This is a genomic window from Flavobacterium sp. CLA17 (genome assembly GCF_013112255.2).
Lineage (GTDB): Bacteria > Bacteroidota > Bacteroidia > Flavobacteriales > Flavobacteriaceae > Flavobacterium > Flavobacterium circumlabens.
In genome coordinates, this window is record NZ_CP068294.1 from 485,024 (window position 1) to 505,606 (window position 20,583).

Consider the following 20,583-nt stretch of genomic DNA (forward strand, 5'->3'; position numbering starts at 1 on the left):
TTAAAAAGGCGTTCCTAAATAAATTAAGAACGCCTTTTTTTGTATCTTATCTTTTGAGTCGCAGTTTACAGTCTCAGTATTTAGTGTACAGTACGGTATTCAACTGAGACTGTAAACTGCGACTCAAAACTAATAACTCATCTCTACAATAGCTTTTACTTTGTCTAAAGTAATCAGTTGTTTTTCTCCCAGACCTTTCCAGCCTCTTTCATCAAAACGATTTACAATGAAATCAGCGGTTTTGTCATAGTCGTTGGTGTATTGCGATAATTTGGTGTCCATTCCCATAGTATGGAAGAAAGCAACAGTTTGACTGATCGCTTCTTTTGCCACTTCGTCATCAGAACCAGTCAAATTGAAAATACGTCTTCCGTACTGGGCTAATTTTTCTTTTTTGGTATCGAACATTACGTTATACAAACTTGGGCCTATAATCGCCAGAGTTCGGGCATGATCAATACCGTACAAAGCTGTCAATTCGTGGCCAATCATATGGGTTGCCCAATCAGAAGGAACTCCTTTCTGAATCAAACCGTTTAAAGCCATCGTACAGCTCCACATAAAATTCGAAGCCAAAGCATAATCCGTTGGATTCTCAACTACTTTTGGGCCAACTTCAATTAAAGTCTGTAAAATTCCCTCCGCAATCCTGTCTTGTAAAAAACCTTCGTGCGGATACGTTAAATATTGTTCCATTACGTGTGTATAAGCGTCAACAACACCGTTTTGAATTTGTCTTTTTGGCAAAGATTCAATAACCGTTGGATCACAAATAGAAAATTTTGGAAATAAAGCACTTCCGCCAGAAGCTAATTTTTCCTGAGTTGCTTTAATTGTTACTACATATCCGGAATTCATTTCGCTTCCCGTTGCAGGCAATGTCAAAATAGTTCCAAATGGCACTGCATTTTCTTTAATCAGCAAACGTTTTTGTAGAATATCAATCGGATTTCCTTCAAAATTTACGGCAGCCGAAATAAATTTCACACCGTCAATAACAGAACCACCGCCAACTGCCAAGATAAAGTCGATTTTTTCGGCTTTAATAACTTCAACAGCTTTCATCAGAGTTTCAAAATGTGGATTAGGTTCAATTCCCCCAAATTCCACAATGTCAAAACCTTTTAAGTTGCTGATGACCTGTTCGTGAATTCCGTTCTTAAAAATACTTCCTCCTCCATAAGCCAAAAGAATTTTAGCCTCTTTTGGAACTAATGTGGAAAGTTTTTCGATTTGTCCTTTTCCGAAGATCAAATTCGTCGGATTGTATAATTCAAAGTTTAGCATGTTTTTTTTCTTTTTAGGTGCTAAGGTTCTGAGGCACTATGTCTCTAAGTTTTTTAAAAGATACCAAAATCTTAGCACCTTAGCAACTCAGAACCTTAGTGCCTTATTTATTCAATTGTTGTAATAATTTACCTGCCACTAATTTAGATGAAGCGGGATTTTGACCTGTAATTAAAAGTCCGTCTTCAACAGCGTAAGGCTGCCAGTTTCCTATTTTAGAGAATTTTGCGCCATTTTGAGTTAAAGCATCTTCCAGTAAGAAAGGAACAACTTTGGTTAGGCCCACTGCTTCTTCCTCTTCATTGGTAAAACCGGTTACTTTTTTACCCTTAACCAAATATTCACCTTTTACTTTTACATTTTTCAACACTGCAGGAGCATGACAAACAAAAGCAACCGGTTTATTGTGCGTATAAAAAGACTCGATTAAAGCAATTGAATTTTTATCTTCCACTAAATCCCAAAGCGGTCCGTGACCTCCCGGATAGAATACAGCATCGTAATCTTTCTGGTTGATAGTCGAAAGTTTATGCGTGTTTTTTAGTTTTTCCTGTAATGTTTTATCGGCATCGAAACGTTTTGTGTCTTCGGTCGCAGAAGAAGGATCCGCACTTTTAGGATCAATTGGCGGCTGACCTCCAAGTGGAGAAGCAATTGTAATCTCGATTCCCTGATCTAATAATTCATAATACGGTGCAGCAAATTCTTCTGACCAAAATCCTGTTTTTTCTCCTGTGTTGCCCAGTTTATCATTACTGGTTACAACAAATAATACTTTTTTCATACCTTTTTTATTTGATTTTTGAGCTGTAGCGGAAAAGCTTACGGCTGTGAATGCTATGATCGCAAGTAATGCTATTTTTTTCATGTTCATTAATTTTTAAACAAATTTACGCCATTAGTGATATTGGTAAAAATAAAATAAACTATGTTTGTTATAAATATATTTATGTCATGGTAAATCTCGAATGGTACAGAACTTTTAAATCAGTTTATAAAAATGGTAATTTTTCTATTGCCGCCAAAGAATTGTTTATGAGCCAGCCTGCTGTAAGTCAGCAGATTGCTATGCTGGAGGCGCATGTTGGAAATAAATTATTTAATCGAAAATCAAAAGGCGTAGAAGCTACCGAGTACGGTAAGTTACTCAATAATTTAATTATCGATGCACTGGATCGCCTTGAAAATGTCGAAACCACTTTTAGAGCAAAAGCCCAGGATTCGGTGCGATTAATTTCTGTTGGAGTTTCAAAAGATTTGTTTAACAGCATAGGAAGTACTTTAATTTCAAAATTTGACTTTATAGATTTTACGTTTGGAGATAATGATGCGCTTTTCGCCCTGGTCGATGCTAAAAAACTGGATTTCGCAATCGTAACAAAGCAATTTGAAACCTTTGATACTATTTATGAAATCGTCGGAAAAATTAAGCTGGTCATGGTGGCACCACTAAATTTAGATGCCGAAAAATTCCGTCAGATCTTAAAAACAGATAATTATACAGAAACGGAACAATGGCTTAATGAACAAAAATGGTATTGCCATGACGCGAGAATTTCTCATATAAAATTATTCTGGCTGCATGCGTTTAATAAAAAAAGACCTTCGATGGTTCCTAATTATATTATTCCGTCAGAATCTGAAATGCTCGAAATGTTGTCAAGAAACTCTGGGGTTGCTATCACCTGGAATTGTAATGCAAGAAGATATATTAAAGAAAATAAGCTGCAGTTGTTGTGGAATAGTTTCCATGTACCGGAGGAATTCGTGTATGTACTGACGGCTAAAAACAACAATGTAAATTCCTTTTTTGATAGTATTTCGAAAGAATTAAAATTGTTTTTTGGTAACAGGTTGTAATTTGAATCATGGTTTTCAATTGAAGTTCTGTTATCTTTTAAAAAAGTATGAAAATTCTTCTATTTTGTTTTGAATTTAGCGTTTAAATGGATAATTTTGACAAACAAACACTAAACTTAACAATCATGAAAAAGCTCACAACAATTTTAATGCTTACGCTGGTGTTTTTTATGACTAATTCCTGCAGTAAACATGACGACGAGGTGATAATAGATTGTCTGGCCGAATCAATTTATATTAAGTTACATAATTCTACCGATGCCGTTAATCCTAAACTCATGAATTATTCCGTTGAATATACCGGAACAGGAACTTTAAGCGCAGTAAAATGGAACTTTGGGGATGGCAGCACCGGAACCGGTACAGCTGTCGCCCATATATATGCCTCTGCAGGAACCTATGAGGCTAAAGCTGATGTTACAGTTAAGAAAAATGGTTCAGAATGTACTTCCAGCCCTAAGAGAACCGTGACGGTGGAGTAGGAAGCTAATTGAAAAGAAATATTCAGGAGAGTCAGTTTTATGGTTTATGCTTGTGCAATAAATTATGAAATTGACTCTCATTCGTTATATTTGTGAGATATGATTTTTTAATTATGGAGAATTTTCAAAATATTCGTATTGCTGTTGACGCCATTGTTTTTGGATATAAAAACAACAATTTGTACGTGCTTTTAATCGAACAGAAATTTGGTTCAGCCGAGAAATATTGGGCTTTACCGGGAGGATTAGTAAAGCCGGAAGAGTCTTTAAGCGACGCTGTTATAAGAGAATTGCATGAAGAAACCAATGTGCAGCTGACTTTCATGGAGCAGCTTTACACTTTTGGGGATGATATTAAAAGAGATTCCAGAAACCGGGTTATTTCGGTAGCTTATTATGCACTGGTCGATGCTTCAAATCTGGAAATTAAGGCAGATACTGATGCCGAAAAAGTGCAATGGTTTAAAATAGATGAAATTCCTTCTTTGGCTTTTGATCATAATTTAATAGTAAAAAGTGCAATCGCAAGACTAAAAGCAAAACTAACTTATGAACCCATTGGTTTCGATTTGCTGCCCGATGAGTTTCTGTTTTCGGATCTTGAAAACCTGTACTGCACGATTCTGGAAAAGGAAATTGACCGAAGAAACTTCAGAAAAAAAATACTCAGTTACGGCTTTTTAGATCAAACGGAGCACTTTTCTCCGATAAAAAACGGCCGTCCGGCAAAACTTTTCAGATTTAATAAATTGAAATACAATGAATTAATTGAAAAGGGCTTTCATTTCGAAATAAAGTTTGCGTAATTTTTACACAAAATAATTGTCCAACAAAATATTAAATGTATATTTGCGTATAATTAACGCAAACCAAAAAACTATGATACTTAACTTAGACCCAAACTTCAAACCATTTACTGGTCAGAAAGAAATAGAATTTAAAAATTTCACTTTTTCAGGAGGAGAACCACATATCAAAATTAATCCTGATTTCGATAGTAAGGAGGCCATAACAATCACACACCGTTTAAATTCATTTAATGATTTAGGGTTATTGTGCCTGACAGTAGATGCTTTAAGACGGATGGGGGTGAAAGTGATCAGTCTTTTTATTCCGTACTTTCCGGCAGCACGTCAGGACCGGGTAATGATCAAAGGGGAACCTTTATCTGTAAAAGTCTATGCCGATATCATAAACGGAATGCAGTTAGAAAAAGTTTTTGTTTTTGATGCACATTCTGAAGTTACACCGGCATTGGTTAACAATTGCGAAGTGATTCCAAACCATACTTTCATTCAAACGGTTATAAAGACAATTGGCAACGATGTAAAATTAATTTCTCCCGACGGTGGCGCTTTGAAAAAAATCTACAAAGTTTCTGAATTTCTGGGAGTTGTTGACGTTGTAGAGTGCAGCAAAAGCCGTGATGTAAAAACAGGAAAACTATCTGGTTTTAAAGTCTATGAAGACGATTTACAGGGCATGGATTGTCTGATTGTAGACGATATTTGTGACGGAGGAGGAACATTTGTCGGTTTAGCAGAAGAATTAAAAAACAAAAATGCAGGAAAATTATATCTGGCAGTAAGTCACGGAATTTTCAACAAAGGTTTTGAAGTTTTAGATTGCTTCGAAAAAATATTCACAACGAATTCTTTTAAAGATTTTGACAATGAAAAGGTGGAGGTCGTAAAATTGAAATTATGAATAAAAATTATAGAGTAGAAATAGCCAATAAAACCTTAGAAATTGTGAAAAATGGTTTTTATGAGTTTAGTGGGGAAAAGATTGACATAGAAAAAGAACTCAAACAATCCATAGGAAATACGTTTACAATTATGCCAGAAGATTGGGATGCAATATTGAAAATTCCAATTGAAAATAAGTTTGAAACAGAAATTGTTACAAAGAATTGTTCGACAATTGAAGCAATATTTCAAGAGAAAAATGGCAAAATTAGCGTATTGAATTTCGCTTCCGCAAAAAATCCCGGCGGCGGATTTTTAGGTGGTGCTTCCGCTCAGGAAGAAAGTTTGGCGAGGTCTTCAAATCTTTATGAAACGCAAATCAAAGATAAAAAGATGTATGATTTTAATAAAAATCAATCTTCATTTTTATATTCAGATTACATGATTTATAGTCCCAATGTTTTGTTTTGGAACGATGATAGCGGAAATTATCTTGAAAAGCCATTAGTTGCAGACATAATCACATCGCCGGCACCAAATAAAGGCGCGATGCTGCAACATGACAGGAAAGAAGAAATCGTACAAATAGAAAAGGTTTTTAAAAAGAGAATGGATGAAGTATTGGCCATTGCTTCAAAGCAAAAAATCGACTCATTGATTTTGGGAGCCTGGGGATGTGGTGTTTTTAGAAATGAGTCAAAAGATGTAGCACATTTATTCAAAGAAATTATTTCAGAAAAATATGCAGGGGCTTTTAAAAAAATAGTTTTTGCAGTATTGGACACTTCTGAAAAAAAATCAAATTTCAGGCATTTCGAAGATGCTTTTAAAAAATAAAAAATGAAATATAAGATAGAAAATATAACTGCGGAAAGTAAGTTTTTATTTTTCTGGGGTCATCAGCCCAACAAAGACGGAAGTATTTCTAAAACCTGTTTCAGCCAGTGGTGGTTAAGTCCTTTTGAAGTTGATAATGTAACGTATAAAACTGCCGAACACTGGATGATGGCTAAGAAAGCCGAATTGTTTGGTGACAAAGCAATTTCCGAAAAAATAATCCACGCAAATTCTCCGGCTGAAGCTAAAAAACTTGGCCGTGAAGTTAAAAACTATGTAGATACGGTTTGGTTGGAAAACAGGTTTGAAATTGTTCGACAAGGGAATCTTTACAAGTTCAGTCAGAATGCAGCTTTAAAAGAATTCCTTATTCATACCAACGAAAGAATTCTGGTTGAAGCCAGTCCTGTTGATCCTATTTGGGGAATTGGAATGGCAGCCGATCATACGGATATTCATAATCCCGAAAAATGGAAGGGATTAAATCTTTTAGGTTTTGCTTTGATGGAGGTTAGGGATGAATTGAAATAGTTAGAAATTATGAATGAAAAAACAGCAAAAAGCGTAAGCAAGTTCTTAAGTCTTGTACTAAGACATTCTCCGGAAACCATTAGTTTAAAACTAGATGAAAACGGCTGGGCAGATGTAGAAGAATTGATTGAAAAATGTTCCAAAAACGGAAATTCGTTAGACATGGAACTTTTAGAGTATGTTGTAGAAAACAATGATAAGAAACGTTTCACTTTTAATGAGGATAAAACGAAAATAAGAGCCAGTCAGGGGCATTCGATTTCAGTTGAATTAAATTTGGCAGAAACAGAACCTTTAGAATATTTATATCACGGAACAGTTGGAAAGTTTTTGGATAGTATTAAAAGAGAAGGGTTACAAAAAATGAGCCGTCAACATGTTCATCTTTCAAAAGATAGAGAAACTGCGACTAATGTTGGAAGTAGAAGAGGAATTCCACAGATTTTAACTGTTAGAAGCGGAGAAATGTTCAAAGACGGATTTAAATTTTATTTATCTGAAAATAATGTTTGGTTGACAGATCAGGTTCCGGCAAAATACATTGAATTTTAAGTTATGGAAAGAACTTTAGTCATAGGAGATATTCATGGAGGATTAAGAGCATTTGTTCAGATTTTGGAAAGAGTTGAAATTACTGCAAACGACCGCATAATTTTTTTAGGAGATTATGTTGACGGATGGAGTGAATCGGCTCAGGTAATTGATTTTCTCATTGACTTAAGCAAAATCTACACTTGTGTTTTCATTAAAGGAAATCATGATATTTGGTGCGAAGGCTGGCTCGAGTCAGAAAATGTAGATACTGTTTGGGCTAAACATGGCGGTTCCGGTACAATAAAAAGTTATGAACGTTATTCTTTAGAACAAAAGGAGAATCATTTGTCGTTTTTTAAAAATATGAAAAATTATTTCATAGACGAACAAAACAGATTATTTATTCATGCCGGTTTTTCTTCAATGCACGGTCCGGAGAAAGAACATTATTCAACTAATTATTCCTGGGACAGAACCTTGTGGGAGATGGCTTTAACAATGGATAAGCGCATTCAGAAAGATTCACTTTCCTATCCAAAAAGATTATTGCTTTTTAATGAGATTTATATCGGTCACACACCAACTTTAAATTACGGAATTGATGTTCCTATGCAAGGATGCAATGTATGGAATATCGATACGGGAGCGGGGTTTTATGGAAAATTGTCATGTATAGATGTTGACACAAAAATAGTGTACCAAAGTGATGTATTGAAAGAATTATATCCAAACGAAAAAGGAAGAAATTAAACCTATTAAATTAACTAATACATATATGAACCCACTATTATTAACAGACGGTTACAAAGTAGACCACAGAAGACAATATCCAACCGGTACAACACTAGTATACTCTAACTGGACACCCAGAAAATCCAGAATTGAAGGTGTTGAGGAAGTGGTGTTTTTCGGATTGCAATATTTTATCAAAAAGTATATTATTCAGGATTTTGAATTGCATTTTTTCAAACAGCCGAAAGAAGAAGTGGTAAAAAAATATGCCCGAAGAATCAATAATTATTTAGGCGAAAACCTGGTTGGAACCAAACATATCGAAGATTTGCATGATTTAGGATATATTCCGATGGTCTTTAAAGCATTGCCGGAAGGTGCGAGTGTGCCGATTCGCGTGCCAATGTTTACCATGTTCAACACACTTCCGGAGTTTTTCTGGCTGACCAATTATTTTGAAACCTTGCTTTCTGCAGTAGTCTGGCTTCCGTGTAATTCTGCTACAATTGCAAAAGAGTACAGAAAAGTACTGGATAAATATGCCGGGGAAACGTCTTCAGTTCCGGAATTTGTCGACTGGCAGGCACATGATTTCTCTATGAGAGGAATGGGGGGAATCGAAGCTTCGGTAACGTCTTCAGCCGGACATTTATTAAGTTTTACAGGATCTGATACTATTCCTGCTATCGATTTCCTGGAAGAATATTACAATGCCAATTCAGATGTTGAATTAGTCGCGGGTTCGGTAGCGGCTACAGAGCACTCTGTAATGTGCATGGGAACGACAGAGGGTGAATATGAAACTTTCAGGAGATTGATTTCTGAAGTTTATCCAAAAGGAATTGTTTCTATTGTTTCGGATACCTGGGATTTGTGGAAAGTACTAACCGATTATCTGCCGCGACTAAAAGAAGAAATTGTTGGCAGAGAAGGTAAAGTAGTAATTCGTCCTGACAGTGGTGATCCGGTAGATATTATCTGCGGAAACCCAAATGGTAAAACGGAACAGGAAAAGAAAGGTGTAATCGAATTGCTTTGGGATGTTTTTGGCGGAACTGTAAATGCTAAAGGGTTCAAAGAATTGGTACCACAGATTGGTGCCATTTACGGTGATAGTATTACGGTTGCCAGAGCTACTCAAATCTGCGAAAAATTAAAATTAAAAGGATTTGCATCCACTAATGTTGTTCTTGGAATTGGTTCCTTCACCTATCAGTACAATACGCGAGATACTTTTGGTTTTGCAATGAAAGCTACATATGGTGAAGTAAACGGAGCAGGCAGAGCCATTTTTAAAGATCCGATCACGGATGACGGAACTAAAAAATCAGCCAAAGGATTAATGAAAATTGATTTAGTCGATGGAGTTTATCATCTAACGGATAATGTTTCCTGGGAAGAGGAGCAAAAAGGAGAACTTAAAGAAGTTTTCAGGGATGGAAAACTTTTGGTTGATCAGTCGCTAAGTGAGATTCGAAATCGAGTAAAAATCAAGATAAATGTAGAAGCATAAAAACTAAAAAGCCTGAATTTAAAATTCAGGCTTTTTTTATTCCGGTCTGTCATTTCGACCGAAGGGAGAAATCACATCCAGGGAGCGACGTACTGTGTGTCTTTACTTTATGTGATTTCTCCCTTTGGTCGAAATGACAAGATTGTGTAAAATGAAACTTTTTTATTTCTTATAAAAATTATTATGATCGATGTATTCCAAGACTTTTGGAGGTAATAGTGGCTGAATATTTTTTCCTTCCTTGATGCTGTTTCGGATAAAAGTAGAAGAAATCTCCACAATTGGAGCATCAATAATATGAACTTTTGGGTGCGATTTTAATTCAATACTTTCCTCTTCTTCTGAAATGCGGGGATAAACGTATATGTCATAATGATCTAAAATGACTTCGTAGTTTTTCCACTTATGTAGCGTTTTCAGATTGTCTTCCCCCATAATTAATGAAAAATCATGAGTTGGATATTTTTCATGCAAATGAATCAGGGTATTTACCGTGTAATTGGGTTGCGGTAATTTAAACTCAATGTCAGAAGGTTTAATTTTTGGATAATCTTCCGTCGCCAGAAAAACCATTTGTAAACGTTGGTGATCCTCTAATAAAGTTGCTTTCTTCTTCAGCGGATTATGTGGCGTGACAACCATCCAAATCTGATCTAAGTCGGCAAACTCAGCCATATGATTGGCAATGATCAAATGACCAACATGAATGGGGTTATACGTTCCGAAATAAAGACCTATTTTCATTTTGTTTTAGTACTTAGTTTTTTAGTACTTAGTCGTTAGTTCTAAGTGTTGGGATTTTATATTAGTCTTTTAGGTTTCTTGAAAAAGCATTTATCATTTTGCTTTCTTCTTCAATCAAAAATATAATCTCATTGAATAAGACATTATCAAAAATAAATTCTAATTCTTTTGCTATAATTAGTTGTGTTTCTATTTCGTTTAATGAACCTCTGGAAATATTTAAAAAATGATTTATCACTCTGGCGTCCAAAACCTTCTGCTATATTTGAAGGAACTGAGACACTGGCTCTTTTTAATTGGCTTGTAAGGGCATATATTTCTTCTTTGGGAAAACTCTTTGTTAGTTTATACACTAAAACAACAATTTTGATCCCTTTTTGCCAAATAAGTAATTCTTTATATGATTTAATTCCGCTCATTTAAATTTTAAAATTTAGTTTTAGTCTTTAGAACTAAGGACTAAAAACTAAGGCCTATTTGGAAACAAAAGCTTTCACCAATTGATAAGCTTCTTCTTTAGCCGTATCTAAATCGTAGTTTTTTATAATCGTATCAAATTGCGGTGCCGTTGCCAATTCAACAGAGGCTTTTGCGATTCGCATATTGATTTTGTCATCACTTTCAGTAGAACGCTCTTTTAATCTGCGTTTTAGTTCGTCTACGCTTGGAGGTTTTACAAAAACAGCTAAAGTCTGCTCCGGAAATTTGTGTTTGATACGCAATCCACCGGCAACATCAATATCAAAAATTACATTTTTTCCTAAAGCCCAGATACGCTCAATTTCGGATTTTAAAGTACCGTAAAAGTTGTCACGATAGACTTCTTCCCATTCCAGGAAATTTTCGGCTTTAATGTGTTTTTTAAATTCCGGTAACGAAATAAAATAATAATCTGTTCCGTGAGCTTCTTCTCCGCGAGGGTCGCGGGAAGCTGCTGAGATAGAAAATTCTAAATTTAAATCCTCTTTCCCCAGTAAATGTCTTACTATAGTTGTTTTTCCTGATCCCGAAGGTGCCGAAAAGACAATTAATTTTCCTTTGTTCATTAAATATATACTTTAGGCTTTGGGCGATATGCTTTCAGCTTTATTCGTTTCGTTTTTCTGCCTATAGCCTATAGCTTAAAGCTTATTGCGTTTACAACACATTTAAAACCTGTTCCTTAATTTTTTCCAGTTCATCTTTCATCATCACAACCAGTTTCTGCATTTGGGCGTGATTTGATTTAGAACCCATTGTATTGATCTCACGACCCATTTCCTGCGTAATAAAACCTAATTTACGACCATTGGCTTCCGTTCCTTTAATTGTTTCTAAAAAGTAATCCAAATGATTCGTTAGGCGTACTTTTTCCTCTGTGATATCTAATTTTTCAAGATAATAGATTAATTCCTGCTCAAAACGGTTTTCATCAACATTTACTTTCAATTCAGAAATAGCAGTTTGTAAACGATCTTTGATAGCCTGAACGCGTTCCGGATCAAGAGCCAGGGCATCAGTCATATATTGACGGATGTTTCCGATTCTCAGATTGAATTCTTTTTCAAGTGATTCGCCTTCATCTCTTCTGAAGTTTAAGATATTTTGAAGTGCCTCTTCAATGATAACCTGAATTTGCTCCCAGTCATTTTCATCGATTTCCTCACGCTCCGTTTTTAAGGTGTCCGGCATACGAATCGCCATTTTCATTAATTCCGTTTCGTCTGCATCAGGATAAACTTCCTGAAGTTGGGCGATGTAGTTTTTTACAACAGGAACATTTACCTTAGTCGAAGTTTGTTCAGCAGTGCTTTCAATGTAAATCGCAAAATCAATCTTTCCTCTTTCGAGTTTTGTAGAGATAAAAGTTCGTAAACCTAATTCCATTTCGCGATAAAGCGAGGGCATTCTTACGTTTAGATCTAAACCTTTACTATTTAAGGATTTTACTTCGACGGTAATTTTTTTTGTAGGCAATTGCAAAGAAGCTTTGCCAAACCCTGTCATAGATTGTATCATATAATTGAGTATAAAGGCGCAAAGATAAATAAAAGTTTGCAGTCTTGGGTTTTAAATCACTAATCAGTTGTGTACTGAGTGACTTAAAGTTTTTTCGCCACGAATTACAATAATTAGCACGAATTTAATTAGTGTGAATTACTGGTTTTTCTTTTGCCACAGATTAAAATAATTGTATGGATTTTTACAATCTGTGAAAATCTTTTAATCTTTGGCGTTGTTAAGCTAAACAAATAATTTGTGCTAATTAGTGTAATTTGTAACTAACTTTTTTTTAAGATAATGCTTTCATAACCTGCAATGTAACAGGCTGCGTATTACCAATATAAATTTTTTCATCAATAATAAATACCGGACGACTGATGAAAGTGTAATGTTCCAGAATGTACTTTTTAAAATCGGCTTCAGTAAGATTTTTATCTTTTAAATCCATTGATTTGTACAACTGTGCTTTTTTGCTGAACAAAGCTTCGTAACTTCCCGCAAGCTGATACATTTCTTCTAATTCTGCTTCGGTGATTGGGTTTTGCTTAATGTCATGAAAAACCAAATTATGGTCTTTCGGTAAACTTTTGATGATTTTTCGGCAGGTATCGCAAGAAGCGAGGTAGTATATTTTGTTCATGATATCTGAATTTATTTGAGTACAAAGAAAATCCATTTGAAATATAAAAATGGTTAATTTTATAAAAAAATTAAAATTATGGATTCAGTTTTTGAAGTGCAAAAAACCATCAGGAATATTCTCCTAAAGGTTTTGGATAATCATTCGTTAGAGCAATTGAATAAAATTCCGGACGGATTTAGTAATAATCTGATTTGGAATATTGCACATTGCATCGCATCGCAACAGGTTTTAGTTTATAAATTGTCCGGTTTAAAGATGCAGGTTTCAGACGAATTTGTAGCAAAGTATTCAAAAGGCACCAAGCCGGAAGGAGATGTTACACAAGCTGAAGCCGATGAAGTTAGAGTGTTGCTTTCTTCTACTTTAAATCAAACGATAAAAGATTTTGAAGCGGGAACTTTCGTTGCTTACAATGCCTATAAAACAAGTATGGGATTTGATTTAAATACTCTTGAGGATGCATTTAATTTCGTTAATTATCATGAAGGTATTCATACCGGAATTATCATGAGTATTAGAAAGTTGGTTTAAATAAAAATCCCGCAATTGCGGGATTTTTTATTATTCTATTATTCTTTCTATTGTTACTTTCATCGCACCTGCGCCTTTACTTTTTGTTATTTCCATAAAAGCTCTTTTGGAGAGGTCTAATTCGCGTGTTTTTACAAATGGACCACGATCTGTGATTTTTACAATTACAAATTTCCCGTTGGCTTCGTTGGTTACTTTTATTCTGGTACCAAACGGAAGTTTTTTGTGTGCTGCGGTGTATTTGTTATTGTCGAATCTGCTTCCGTTTGCTGTTTTTCTTCCTGTAAATTTGTCAGCATAATAGGATGCGTGTGCGTTTTTTTTGTAAGCTTTTAATTTTAAGCCATTATCAGTAAATATAGAATCCATTTGCATGGGTGGGACTGATAACTTTCCTACTTTTATTGTGTCCTGAATAATTTTAGGGGTTTCTTCTGCTGTTTTGTTTTGACTCATTATAGTCATTAAACAACTAAAAAATGTAACTGCAAATAAAGATAAGGTAGTGTTTTTTTTACTTCTCATAGGTTATTTTTTTTCAGACTTGGGGAGTTTGTACAAATAATATGCCGAGATAAAAAAAGCCCTATTGATTTAGGGCTTTAATTGGTTTTTAGAACCAAAGGTTCCATGGGATTCTGCTTAAAATAAGCAATAATCCTAATCCGTAATAAATAGCAAAAGTTTTGAATTTAGCCTCGCTATTAATTAATTTTTTATGTTTTGACCATCCGATAGTTATCAATGCGATCGCGATAAGATTAATTAACGGGTGTTCTAATGACGTTAATCTTAATTCTGCATTAGACATTTGTCCAAATGCTGCTTTTCCAAGAGGAGATACAAAATAAAGAATTAAACCAATCAATAATTGTGTATGGGTTCCAATTAAGGCAAACAATGCTATTTTTCGGTCTTTAGCTGTAAATTCTTTTTTAGAAGTAAAACCAATGATGGCATTTACAACTGCAATTAATAAAAGTAGTAAAGCTAAATAAGCCCAGCCAGAGTGAAATTTTTGTAAAAAATTGTACATAAAGTTGATTTTTTGTTAAAACAAATATAGCAAAAAACGGTATAAAAAAAACGGCATTGGACTAAAAGTCAATGCCGTTTTTGGTATTTATTCAGATTCTAAATATTAGAAATCGTAACGTAGAGCAAAGTTCCATGTTCTACCAAAACCAAAGTATACCTGATTCGTAGTAGCGACACCTTTATATGTAGTAACTGTAGGAACATCAGCTGCAAATATATTTGTTTTTGATTCAGCAATGTAGGTATAGTCAAATACGTTGTTTACGTTTAATCTGAATCCAACTGAATTACTTTTGTTTTTTCCTACTAATAATTTGTAAGATAAACCAGCGTCAGTAGTGTTGTAAGAAGGTAACTGTAATGCACCTTTATTATTTGCAGAAGTAAATGCTCCCGGAGAGATTGCAGCATAAAGCTTATCAAAGTAGTTGATATTTGCATCAACACTAAAACGTGGGACAATTTCATAGGTTGCTCCAAAAGCAGCTGTTGTTGCAGCAGCATCACCAACTCTTACACCGTCAAGGAATAATGTAATAGCACTTCCTCCACCAATAGGATTGTTTCCTGAGTCGTAACGATTACTTGTACTCGTTCCTTTATATTGCCAGTCTCCAACAGAGAACATACCAGTAAGGGTAAGATTAGGGAGTACTTTAGCAGTACCAGCGAACTCGATACCTGAGTGAATTTCTGTAATTCCAGCGAAATCATAGTATCCTCCAGGGTTTGATGTATCATTATCGTTTTGTCTTTGGTATCTGTCTTTCCATGAAGTACGGTATATATCTACGTTTGCAGTAAAAATTCTTGAACGGAAACCGTAACCAGCTTCTACACCAAAGATCTTTTCGTTTGTTAAGTTACCATTTACTAAAGATGCATTGTTTGGGTAAACTGCATTAAAGAATGGTTGTTTGGAGTAATATCCTGAATTAGCATATACATTATGGTGCTCATTAATGTTGTAGTTAACACCACCTTTAACGTTACCACCAAGAATGTTTTCGAAATCTGTACTAGATAGTGCAGTAGAAGATAAATACTTAAAGTAATCAACTCTCTTAAATCCTTGTTGAGAAATTGCACCCTGAATAAATGCAGTAAATTTATCTGTAGAATACTCTAATTGAGTAAATCCTCCATACCATCTTACGTCACCATCATTGTTGAAGTTAACTTTTTCTTCACTAGATGTACTTTTGAAAACGTTCCAGGCTGGATAAGTAGAATATGTGTTTGTTAAAATTCTATTAGGGTTGTTTACATCAAAGTTATCAGCAAATGAGTCTCCTCCTAAAAGATTGTTTAAGTTTTGGTAGTGAATACCTTTGTATCCTCTTACATCGACTCCAAGATCCCAAGTTAAATGCTCAGTAAATTTTTTATTGAAGTTAATAATAGCACCGTACCAGTTGTGGGAGTTAACTGATGAAATTTGTGAAATACCGTTTGTTGCATTGTTTCCAGTAACTGCACTGTTTTGGAATTGACCACTTGTACCAGTAGTAGCACGAGTAAATGAAGTTCCATTAATAGATACTGTCTGCCCTGAGTTGTAAGCCTGAATTTTGTCGTAATCAACTAAACCATCAGCAGTTCTAAATGCATTATTAGCATAATTAAAACCTCTAATAAAACCAGCTCCTCTAGATCCTCCTCCACGTCCAAAAGAAACGTAGCCTACAGTTGATAATTTAGAAGTTTCGTTGATTTTATAATCCCAGTTTAATGAGATTACTGGTTTGTGGTAGTAATTTCTTACCATGTTAAATTCTTTTCCATCCTTATAACCCCAATCAGAGTTATATTTGATATTTGGATCAGATTCTGTACCATATTTTTGATACTGTGCTATGGTAATAAAAGTGCTTCTTTGATCGTGCCATTGTGGGGCACCAGTAATTGTTAATTGGAAATCATGCTTGTTGTTTTTTGTAGCATAACCAAGACCAACATAGTAGTTATCTCCGTTAAATTGAGTTCCGTCAACATATCCGTCACCTTGTGTGTGGCTGAATAAAATAGAAGCAGATAATCCGTTGTCTAATTTTCCTGTATTGTAAGCAACATTCGATTTAAAGAAATTATCGTTACCAAATGAAGTACCAACTGTTCCGCCTTGTTTTAAATCTGAAGCTTTAGTTATGTAGTTCATAGTACCCCCAACAGAAGCGATAGCTAATTTTGAAGATCCTAAACCTCTTTGAATCTGAATATAAGAAGTAACGTCTGCTAAACCAGCCCAGTTGCTCCAGTAAACAGCTCCGTTTTCCATGTCGTTTACCGGCATACCGTTAACCATTACTGCGACGTTGTTTTGACTAAAACCACGAACTGTAATTCTAGAATCTCCAAAACCACCACCAGATTTAGTCGTATAAACAGATGGAGTACTTTTTAACAATTCAGGAATCTCCATGTTTCCTAATTTTGCCTGAATTTCAGCTGCTCTAATAGTAGAAACTGCAACAGGAGTTTTTCTGTCTTTTGCAATATCTACAGTAGTACTTTTTACTACAATTTCGCTCAATTCGTTTGAATTACCTGCCAAAACGATTTCGCCTAAATTTGTTGTTCCACCATTTGAAACTGAAAATTGTAAAGTTTTGGAATCGTATCCTAAATAGGTAATAACCAATTCTCCAGTACTAGTTTTAGTCTCAATCGTAAATTTACCATCGAAATCTGTTGAAGTTCCACTTGGTGAACCTTTAACAGCTACGTTCGCACCGGGTAAAGTTGCACCTGAGGCATCGGTAATAGTACCGGTAACTTTTCCTTGAGAAAATACGGTTGAAACTACCATGAACAATAGTCCAGTTAGTAACCAATTTTTCATTGTCTTCATTTGTTTATTTAGTTTATTGTTTTTGGCAAAATTATAACATTAAAATCAGATAATGTTATCAAAATGTTAAGAAAAACTAATTTTGCTTAATTCATTGCGCATTAAAATGATTTTTCTTTTTTGTGTTAAATAAAATGATGTTTTCCTGATTTTAGAGACCTATATTTTGTTAAAAACATAATAATTTGAACAGTGCTGTAGCCTTAAACGCTCAAATAGGAAGCTTCGCTATCCATTTGTTAGGGGGTTTATACGAAAAAACGCCTTAATTTGTGTTAAATTAAGACGTTTCAATATGTTGTAAAAAATTAAATTATTTGTTTTTCAAAAAATGATTCAATAAAAATGAAGTTGAGCTATCGTGATTTTTTACTATTTTGGTATTTATTTCTTCTAAAATAGAATTTGCCAGTTGTTTCCCCAATTCTACTCCCCATTGATCAAAGCTAAAAATATTCCAGATAACTCCCTGAACAAAAATTTTGTGCTCATATAAAGCGATCAGTGATCCTAAGCTTTTTGGAGTCAGTTTCTGAATCAGAATCGTATTAGTCGGTTTGTTTCCTGTGAAAACTTTAAAAGGCAATAGATAAGAGGCCTGTTCTGCAGCAAGACCTTGTTTGTCGAATTCCGCCTGAACCTGCACAGCGGTTTTCCCATGCAGTAAAGCTTCGGTTTGCGCAAAAAAGTTGGACATTAATTTATCGTGGTGATCTTCATTTCCATACAACGGTTTTACAAATCCGATAAAATCTGTCGGGATCAGTTTTGTTCCCTGGTGGATCAGTTGGAAAAAAGCATGTTGGGAATTGGTTCCGGGCTCTCCCCAGATAATGGTTCCTGTTTGATAGTTTACCGGTTTTCCGTCACGGCCAACACTTTTTCCGTTACTTTCCATAAAGGCCTGTTGCAGGTACGGAGCTAATTTTTGCAAGTATTGCGTGTAGGGAATCAAAGCTTCGCTTTCGGCTCCAAAGAAATTATTGTACCAAACGCTTAATAAGGCTAAGATCACCGGAATGTTCTCGTCAAATTCTGCCGATTTGAAATGCTCGTCCATTTCATTGGCACCTTTTAGTAATTCATTATAATTATCAAAACCAACGGCCAGTGCAATGCTTAAACCAACGGCACTCCATAGCGAGAATCTTCCTCCAACCCAATCCCACATCGGGAAAACGTTGTCCGGATTAATACCGAATTCTGTTACTTTCTGGATATTGGTAGAAACAGCAACGAAGTGTTTTGCAATATCCGCCTGAGTCGCCGATTTTAAAAACCACTCTTTAATTGTTTCAGAATTCGTTAACGTTTCCTGTGTGGTAAAGGTTTTGGAAACAATGACAAAAAGGGTGGTTTCAGGATCTAATTTTTTAATGATTTCATTTACGTGATCTCCGTCAACATTGGAAACGAAATGCGTAGTTAAATGATTTTTGTAGAACTGCAAGGCTTCAACTGCCATAACCGGACCAAGGTCAGAACCTCCGATACCAATATTTACGATATCAGTAAATGCTTTTCCTGTAAAACCTTTTCTTTGTCCTGAAATGACTTCCTGTGTGAAGTTTTTGATTTTGTTTTTTACTTCGTAAACTTCCGGAATTACATTTTCTCCGTCAACTTTAATAGTCGCTGATTCCGGTGCACGTAAAGCAGTATGTAAAACGGCTCTGTTTTCGGTTTTGTTAATGATTTCTCCGTTAAAATAATCCGCAATAGCATTTTTTAATCCAATTGAATTGGCCAATTCTAATAAAAGGGAAATAGTCTCCTGAGTAATATTGTTTTTAGAATAATCTACCAAAAAGTCGTTCCATTGTAAGTTGAATTTTTCAACACGTGAGTTATCCTGTTGAAATAATTCCTGTATCGTAGTTTCGTGAATTGCGTTATAGTGATTTTGCAGATTTTTCCACGCTTCAGTCCCGGTTGGGTTTGTTGTGTTTAAAGCCATTTTGTTGTCTAATTATAAAAGTGGTTATGACGCAAAAATACTGAAATTAGTTTTAAAAGTCTGCCGCTTCACAATTATATAACAAATTAGAAGAAAAATGAAGAATGTAAATTCCTATGAATCTTCCGGGTTTAAACCTTTATAAATTACCAATGCTGTCCAGTTCTCTTTTCAAAGGTTCAATTTGATTTAAGAAACGCGTTCTGTCATTTCCTCCTAAAGATTCTCCGGTTGGCAAATTAAGTCGAAGGGCGTCTACCTGAACTCCGTTTTTCCAGAAACGGTAACAAACGTGAGGTCCTGATGCCAGTCCGGTGCTTCCTACCAGTCCTATTTTTTGTCCTTGTGTAACACGTTGTCCGCGTCGTACTAAAATTCTGGACATGTGTAAATATTGAGTAGAGTAGGTACCGTTGTGTTTTACTTTTACAAAATTCCCGTTTCCTGCGGTGTATCCTGTTGCTTCCACAACTCCGGATGCAGTTGTAGAAATTGGAGTTCCGGTCGGGGCAGCATAATCGGTTCCTTTATGTGCTTTCCAGGTATGTTGTACCGGGTGAAATCGGTTCATTGTAAAGCGGGAGGTGATTCGGCTGAATTTGATTGGTGTTTTTAAGAAAAAGTTTTTCAGTGTTCTTCCCTGATCATCGTAATATTCTATTTTTCCGGAAAGAGAATCTTTTTCAAACGGGAAAGCATAAATGATTTTTCCTTTATATTCAAAAAAGGCAGCCTGAAGATCTTCCACTCCGTCATAAACTTTATTGTTTATAAAACGTTCTGTGAAAATTAGTCCGTAACGGTCGCCTTTCTTAAGTTTAAAAAAGTCAATAGACCACGAAAATACTTTGGTAATTCTGTTGGCAAGTGCGGTTTCCACACTTTCATTTCCTAAAGTTTCAGACAGGGAACTTTTTAAAACGCCGCCAATAATTTTACGTTTAAAGGTAACAGGCTTTACTTTTTTATAAGCTTTAGCAGTACTGTCCCTGAAATCGACTACATAATAAGTTAATGCGTCGGGCTGATAAATAAAAACCTGAAGTTTGTTTGTTTTGTTTTTTGATCGAAGAAGCGTGTAAGGCTTGTTGTAGCGAATAGACCTTACGTCAAAAGAATCTTTTACCTGTTCTACAATGTCATAAACCCTTTTGTCTCCAATATTCTGACTTTGAAAGATGGATCCAAAGGAATCGCCTTTCTGGATAGTGTCCTGTAAAACATTAAAATCTGCGTAATTAAAACCAAATTCTACTTTTTTAGTTTTTGGTTTTGTAATTTTGGTTTCGACTTTTTCTTCTGTTTTTTTACATGAAAATATTGAAAACAATATTATAATAATTACAACTGCTTTTTTCAAACTTTTAAATTT

Annotated in this window: 21 protein-coding genes and 1 pseudogene; 10 read left to right on the top strand and 12 right to left on the bottom strand. The window is 35.1% G+C overall.

The window, feature by feature from the left end; translation table 11 throughout:
- Positions 1-129: 129 nt before the first annotated feature.
- Together HAV12_RS02010 and HAV12_RS02015 are read right to left on the bottom strand one after the other, a co-directional pair.
- A complete protein-coding gene (locus HAV12_RS02010; protein ID WP_171568250.1) occupies positions 130-1,287 on the bottom strand; it encodes an iron-containing alcohol dehydrogenase in 1,158 nt (385 codons plus the stop codon).
- A 103-nt stretch (positions 1,288-1,390) separates the two neighbouring features.
- Positions 1,391-2,155: a type 1 glutamine amidotransferase domain-containing protein gene (locus HAV12_RS02015; RefSeq protein WP_162304652.1), complete on the bottom strand. Its 765-nt coding sequence runs from the start codon at positions 2,153-2,155 to the stop codon at positions 1,391-1,393.
- Between the two features lie 86 nt (positions 2,156-2,241).
- Between HAV12_RS02015 and HAV12_RS02020 the strand changes: the two genes are divergently transcribed.
- The 9 genes from HAV12_RS02020 (at position 2,242) to HAV12_RS02060 (ending at position 9,464) form a co-directional block, all read left to right on the top strand.
- Positions 2,242-3,147 (top strand): LysR family transcriptional regulator, encoded by a 906-nt coding sequence (locus tag HAV12_RS02020; RefSeq protein ID WP_171568251.1) that lies wholly within the window; start codon positions 2,242-2,244, stop codon positions 3,145-3,147.
- A gap of 125 nt (positions 3,148-3,272) precedes the next feature.
- Positions 3,273-3,629, top strand: a complete 357-nt coding sequence (locus tag HAV12_RS02025) for a PKD domain-containing protein (RefSeq protein ID WP_171568252.1) — start codon at positions 3,273-3,275, stop codon at positions 3,627-3,629.
- 113 nt (positions 3,630-3,742) lie between these two features.
- Positions 3,743-4,435, top strand: coding sequence for an NUDIX domain-containing protein (locus HAV12_RS02030; RefSeq protein ID WP_171568253.1), 693 nt, complete (start codon positions 3,743-3,745; stop codon positions 4,433-4,435).
- A gap of 73 nt (positions 4,436-4,508) precedes the next feature.
- On the top strand, positions 4,509-5,336 hold the full coding sequence (gene prs, locus HAV12_RS02035) for a ribose-phosphate diphosphokinase (protein ID WP_171568254.1): 828 nt from the start codon (positions 4,509-4,511) through the stop codon (positions 5,334-5,336).
- Positions 5,333-6,154, top strand: a complete 822-nt coding sequence (locus HAV12_RS02040; RefSeq protein WP_171568255.1) for a TIGR02452 family protein — start codon at positions 5,333-5,335, stop codon at positions 6,152-6,154. The genes prs and HAV12_RS02040 overlap by 4 nt, the downstream gene beginning before the upstream one ends.
- Positions 6,155-6,157: 3 nt before the next feature.
- The gene (locus tag HAV12_RS02045; protein ID WP_171568256.1) at positions 6,158-6,685 is read left to right on the top strand and encodes an NADAR family protein; all 528 of its coding nucleotides are present in this window, start codon (positions 6,158-6,160) and stop codon (positions 6,683-6,685) included.
- 9 nt (positions 6,686-6,694) lie between these two features.
- Entirely contained in the window at positions 6,695-7,237 is a 543-nt protein-coding gene (locus tag HAV12_RS02050; RefSeq protein ID WP_171568257.1) for an RNA 2'-phosphotransferase, read from the top strand.
- 3 nt (positions 7,238-7,240) lie between these two features.
- On the top strand, positions 7,241-7,969 hold the full coding sequence (locus HAV12_RS02055; RefSeq protein WP_171568258.1) for a metallophosphoesterase: 729 nt from the start codon (positions 7,241-7,243) through the stop codon (positions 7,967-7,969).
- A 25-nt stretch (positions 7,970-7,994) separates the two neighbouring features.
- Positions 7,995-9,464: a nicotinate phosphoribosyltransferase gene (locus HAV12_RS02060; RefSeq protein ID WP_171568259.1), complete on the top strand. Its 1,470-nt coding sequence runs from the start codon at positions 7,995-7,997 to the stop codon at positions 9,462-9,464.
- A 162-nt stretch (positions 9,465-9,626) separates the two neighbouring features.
- Here the strand turns inward: HAV12_RS02060 and nadD are convergent, their stop codons facing one another.
- From nadD to HAV12_RS02085, 5 genes and pseudogenes are all read right to left on the bottom strand, one after another.
- Positions 9,627-10,208 (bottom strand): nicotinate (nicotinamide) nucleotide adenylyltransferase, encoded by a 582-nt coding sequence (gene nadD, locus HAV12_RS02065; RefSeq protein WP_171568260.1) that lies wholly within the window; start codon positions 10,206-10,208, stop codon positions 9,627-9,629.
- A 61-nt stretch (positions 10,209-10,269) separates the two neighbouring features.
- Positions 10,270-10,627 (bottom strand): annotated as a pseudogene (locus HAV12_RS02070) (four helix bundle protein).
- Between the two features lie 54 nt (positions 10,628-10,681).
- Positions 10,682-11,254 carry a guanylate kinase gene (gene gmk / locus HAV12_RS02075; RefSeq protein WP_171568261.1) on the bottom strand — a complete coding sequence of 191 codons (573 nt, stop codon included), beginning with the start codon at positions 11,252-11,254 and terminating at the stop codon, positions 10,682-10,684.
- Between the two features lie 91 nt (positions 11,255-11,345).
- Positions 11,346-12,206: a YicC/YloC family endoribonuclease gene (locus HAV12_RS02080; protein ID WP_171568262.1), complete on the bottom strand. Its 861-nt coding sequence runs from the start codon at positions 12,204-12,206 to the stop codon at positions 11,346-11,348.
- A 274-nt stretch (positions 12,207-12,480) separates the two neighbouring features.
- Positions 12,481-12,831, bottom strand: coding sequence for an arsenate reductase family protein (locus HAV12_RS02085; RefSeq protein ID WP_132037215.1), 351 nt, complete (start codon positions 12,829-12,831; stop codon positions 12,481-12,483).
- Positions 12,832-12,909: 78 nt separating this feature from the next.
- Between HAV12_RS02085 and HAV12_RS02090 the strand changes: the two genes are divergently transcribed.
- Positions 12,910-13,365 (top strand): DinB family protein, encoded by a 456-nt coding sequence (locus tag HAV12_RS02090; RefSeq protein WP_171568263.1) that lies wholly within the window; start codon positions 12,910-12,912, stop codon positions 13,363-13,365.
- A 30-nt stretch (positions 13,366-13,395) separates the two neighbouring features.
- Here HAV12_RS02090 and HAV12_RS02095 read toward each other — a convergent pair whose 3' ends face one another.
- The 5 genes from HAV12_RS02095 to HAV12_RS02115 all read right to left on the bottom strand — a co-directional run bounded on the left by HAV12_RS02095 (position 13,396) and on the right by HAV12_RS02115 (position 20,571).
- A complete protein-coding gene (locus tag HAV12_RS02095; RefSeq protein ID WP_171568264.1) occupies positions 13,396-13,890 on the bottom strand; it encodes a septal ring lytic transglycosylase RlpA family protein in 495 nt (164 codons plus the stop codon).
- Between the two features lie 88 nt (positions 13,891-13,978).
- Complete coding sequence (locus HAV12_RS02100) at positions 13,979-14,401, bottom strand: hypothetical protein (protein WP_171568265.1); 423 nt, start codon at positions 14,399-14,401, stop codon at positions 13,979-13,981.
- A gap of 105 nt (positions 14,402-14,506) precedes the next feature.
- The gene (locus HAV12_RS02105) at positions 14,507-17,254 is read right to left on the bottom strand and encodes a TonB-dependent receptor domain-containing protein (RefSeq protein WP_171568266.1); all 2,748 of its coding nucleotides are present in this window, start codon (positions 17,252-17,254) and stop codon (positions 14,507-14,509) included.
- Positions 17,255-17,567: 313 nt separating this feature from the next.
- Positions 17,568-19,211, bottom strand: a complete 1,644-nt coding sequence (pgi, locus tag HAV12_RS02110) for a glucose-6-phosphate isomerase (protein ID WP_171568267.1) — start codon at positions 19,209-19,211, stop codon at positions 17,568-17,570.
- A 139-nt stretch (positions 19,212-19,350) separates the two neighbouring features.
- On the bottom strand, positions 19,351-20,571 hold the full coding sequence (locus HAV12_RS02115; RefSeq protein WP_171568268.1) for a peptidoglycan DD-metalloendopeptidase family protein: 1,221 nt from the start codon (positions 20,569-20,571) through the stop codon (positions 19,351-19,353).
- Between the last annotated feature and the right edge of the window lie 12 nt (positions 20,572-20,583).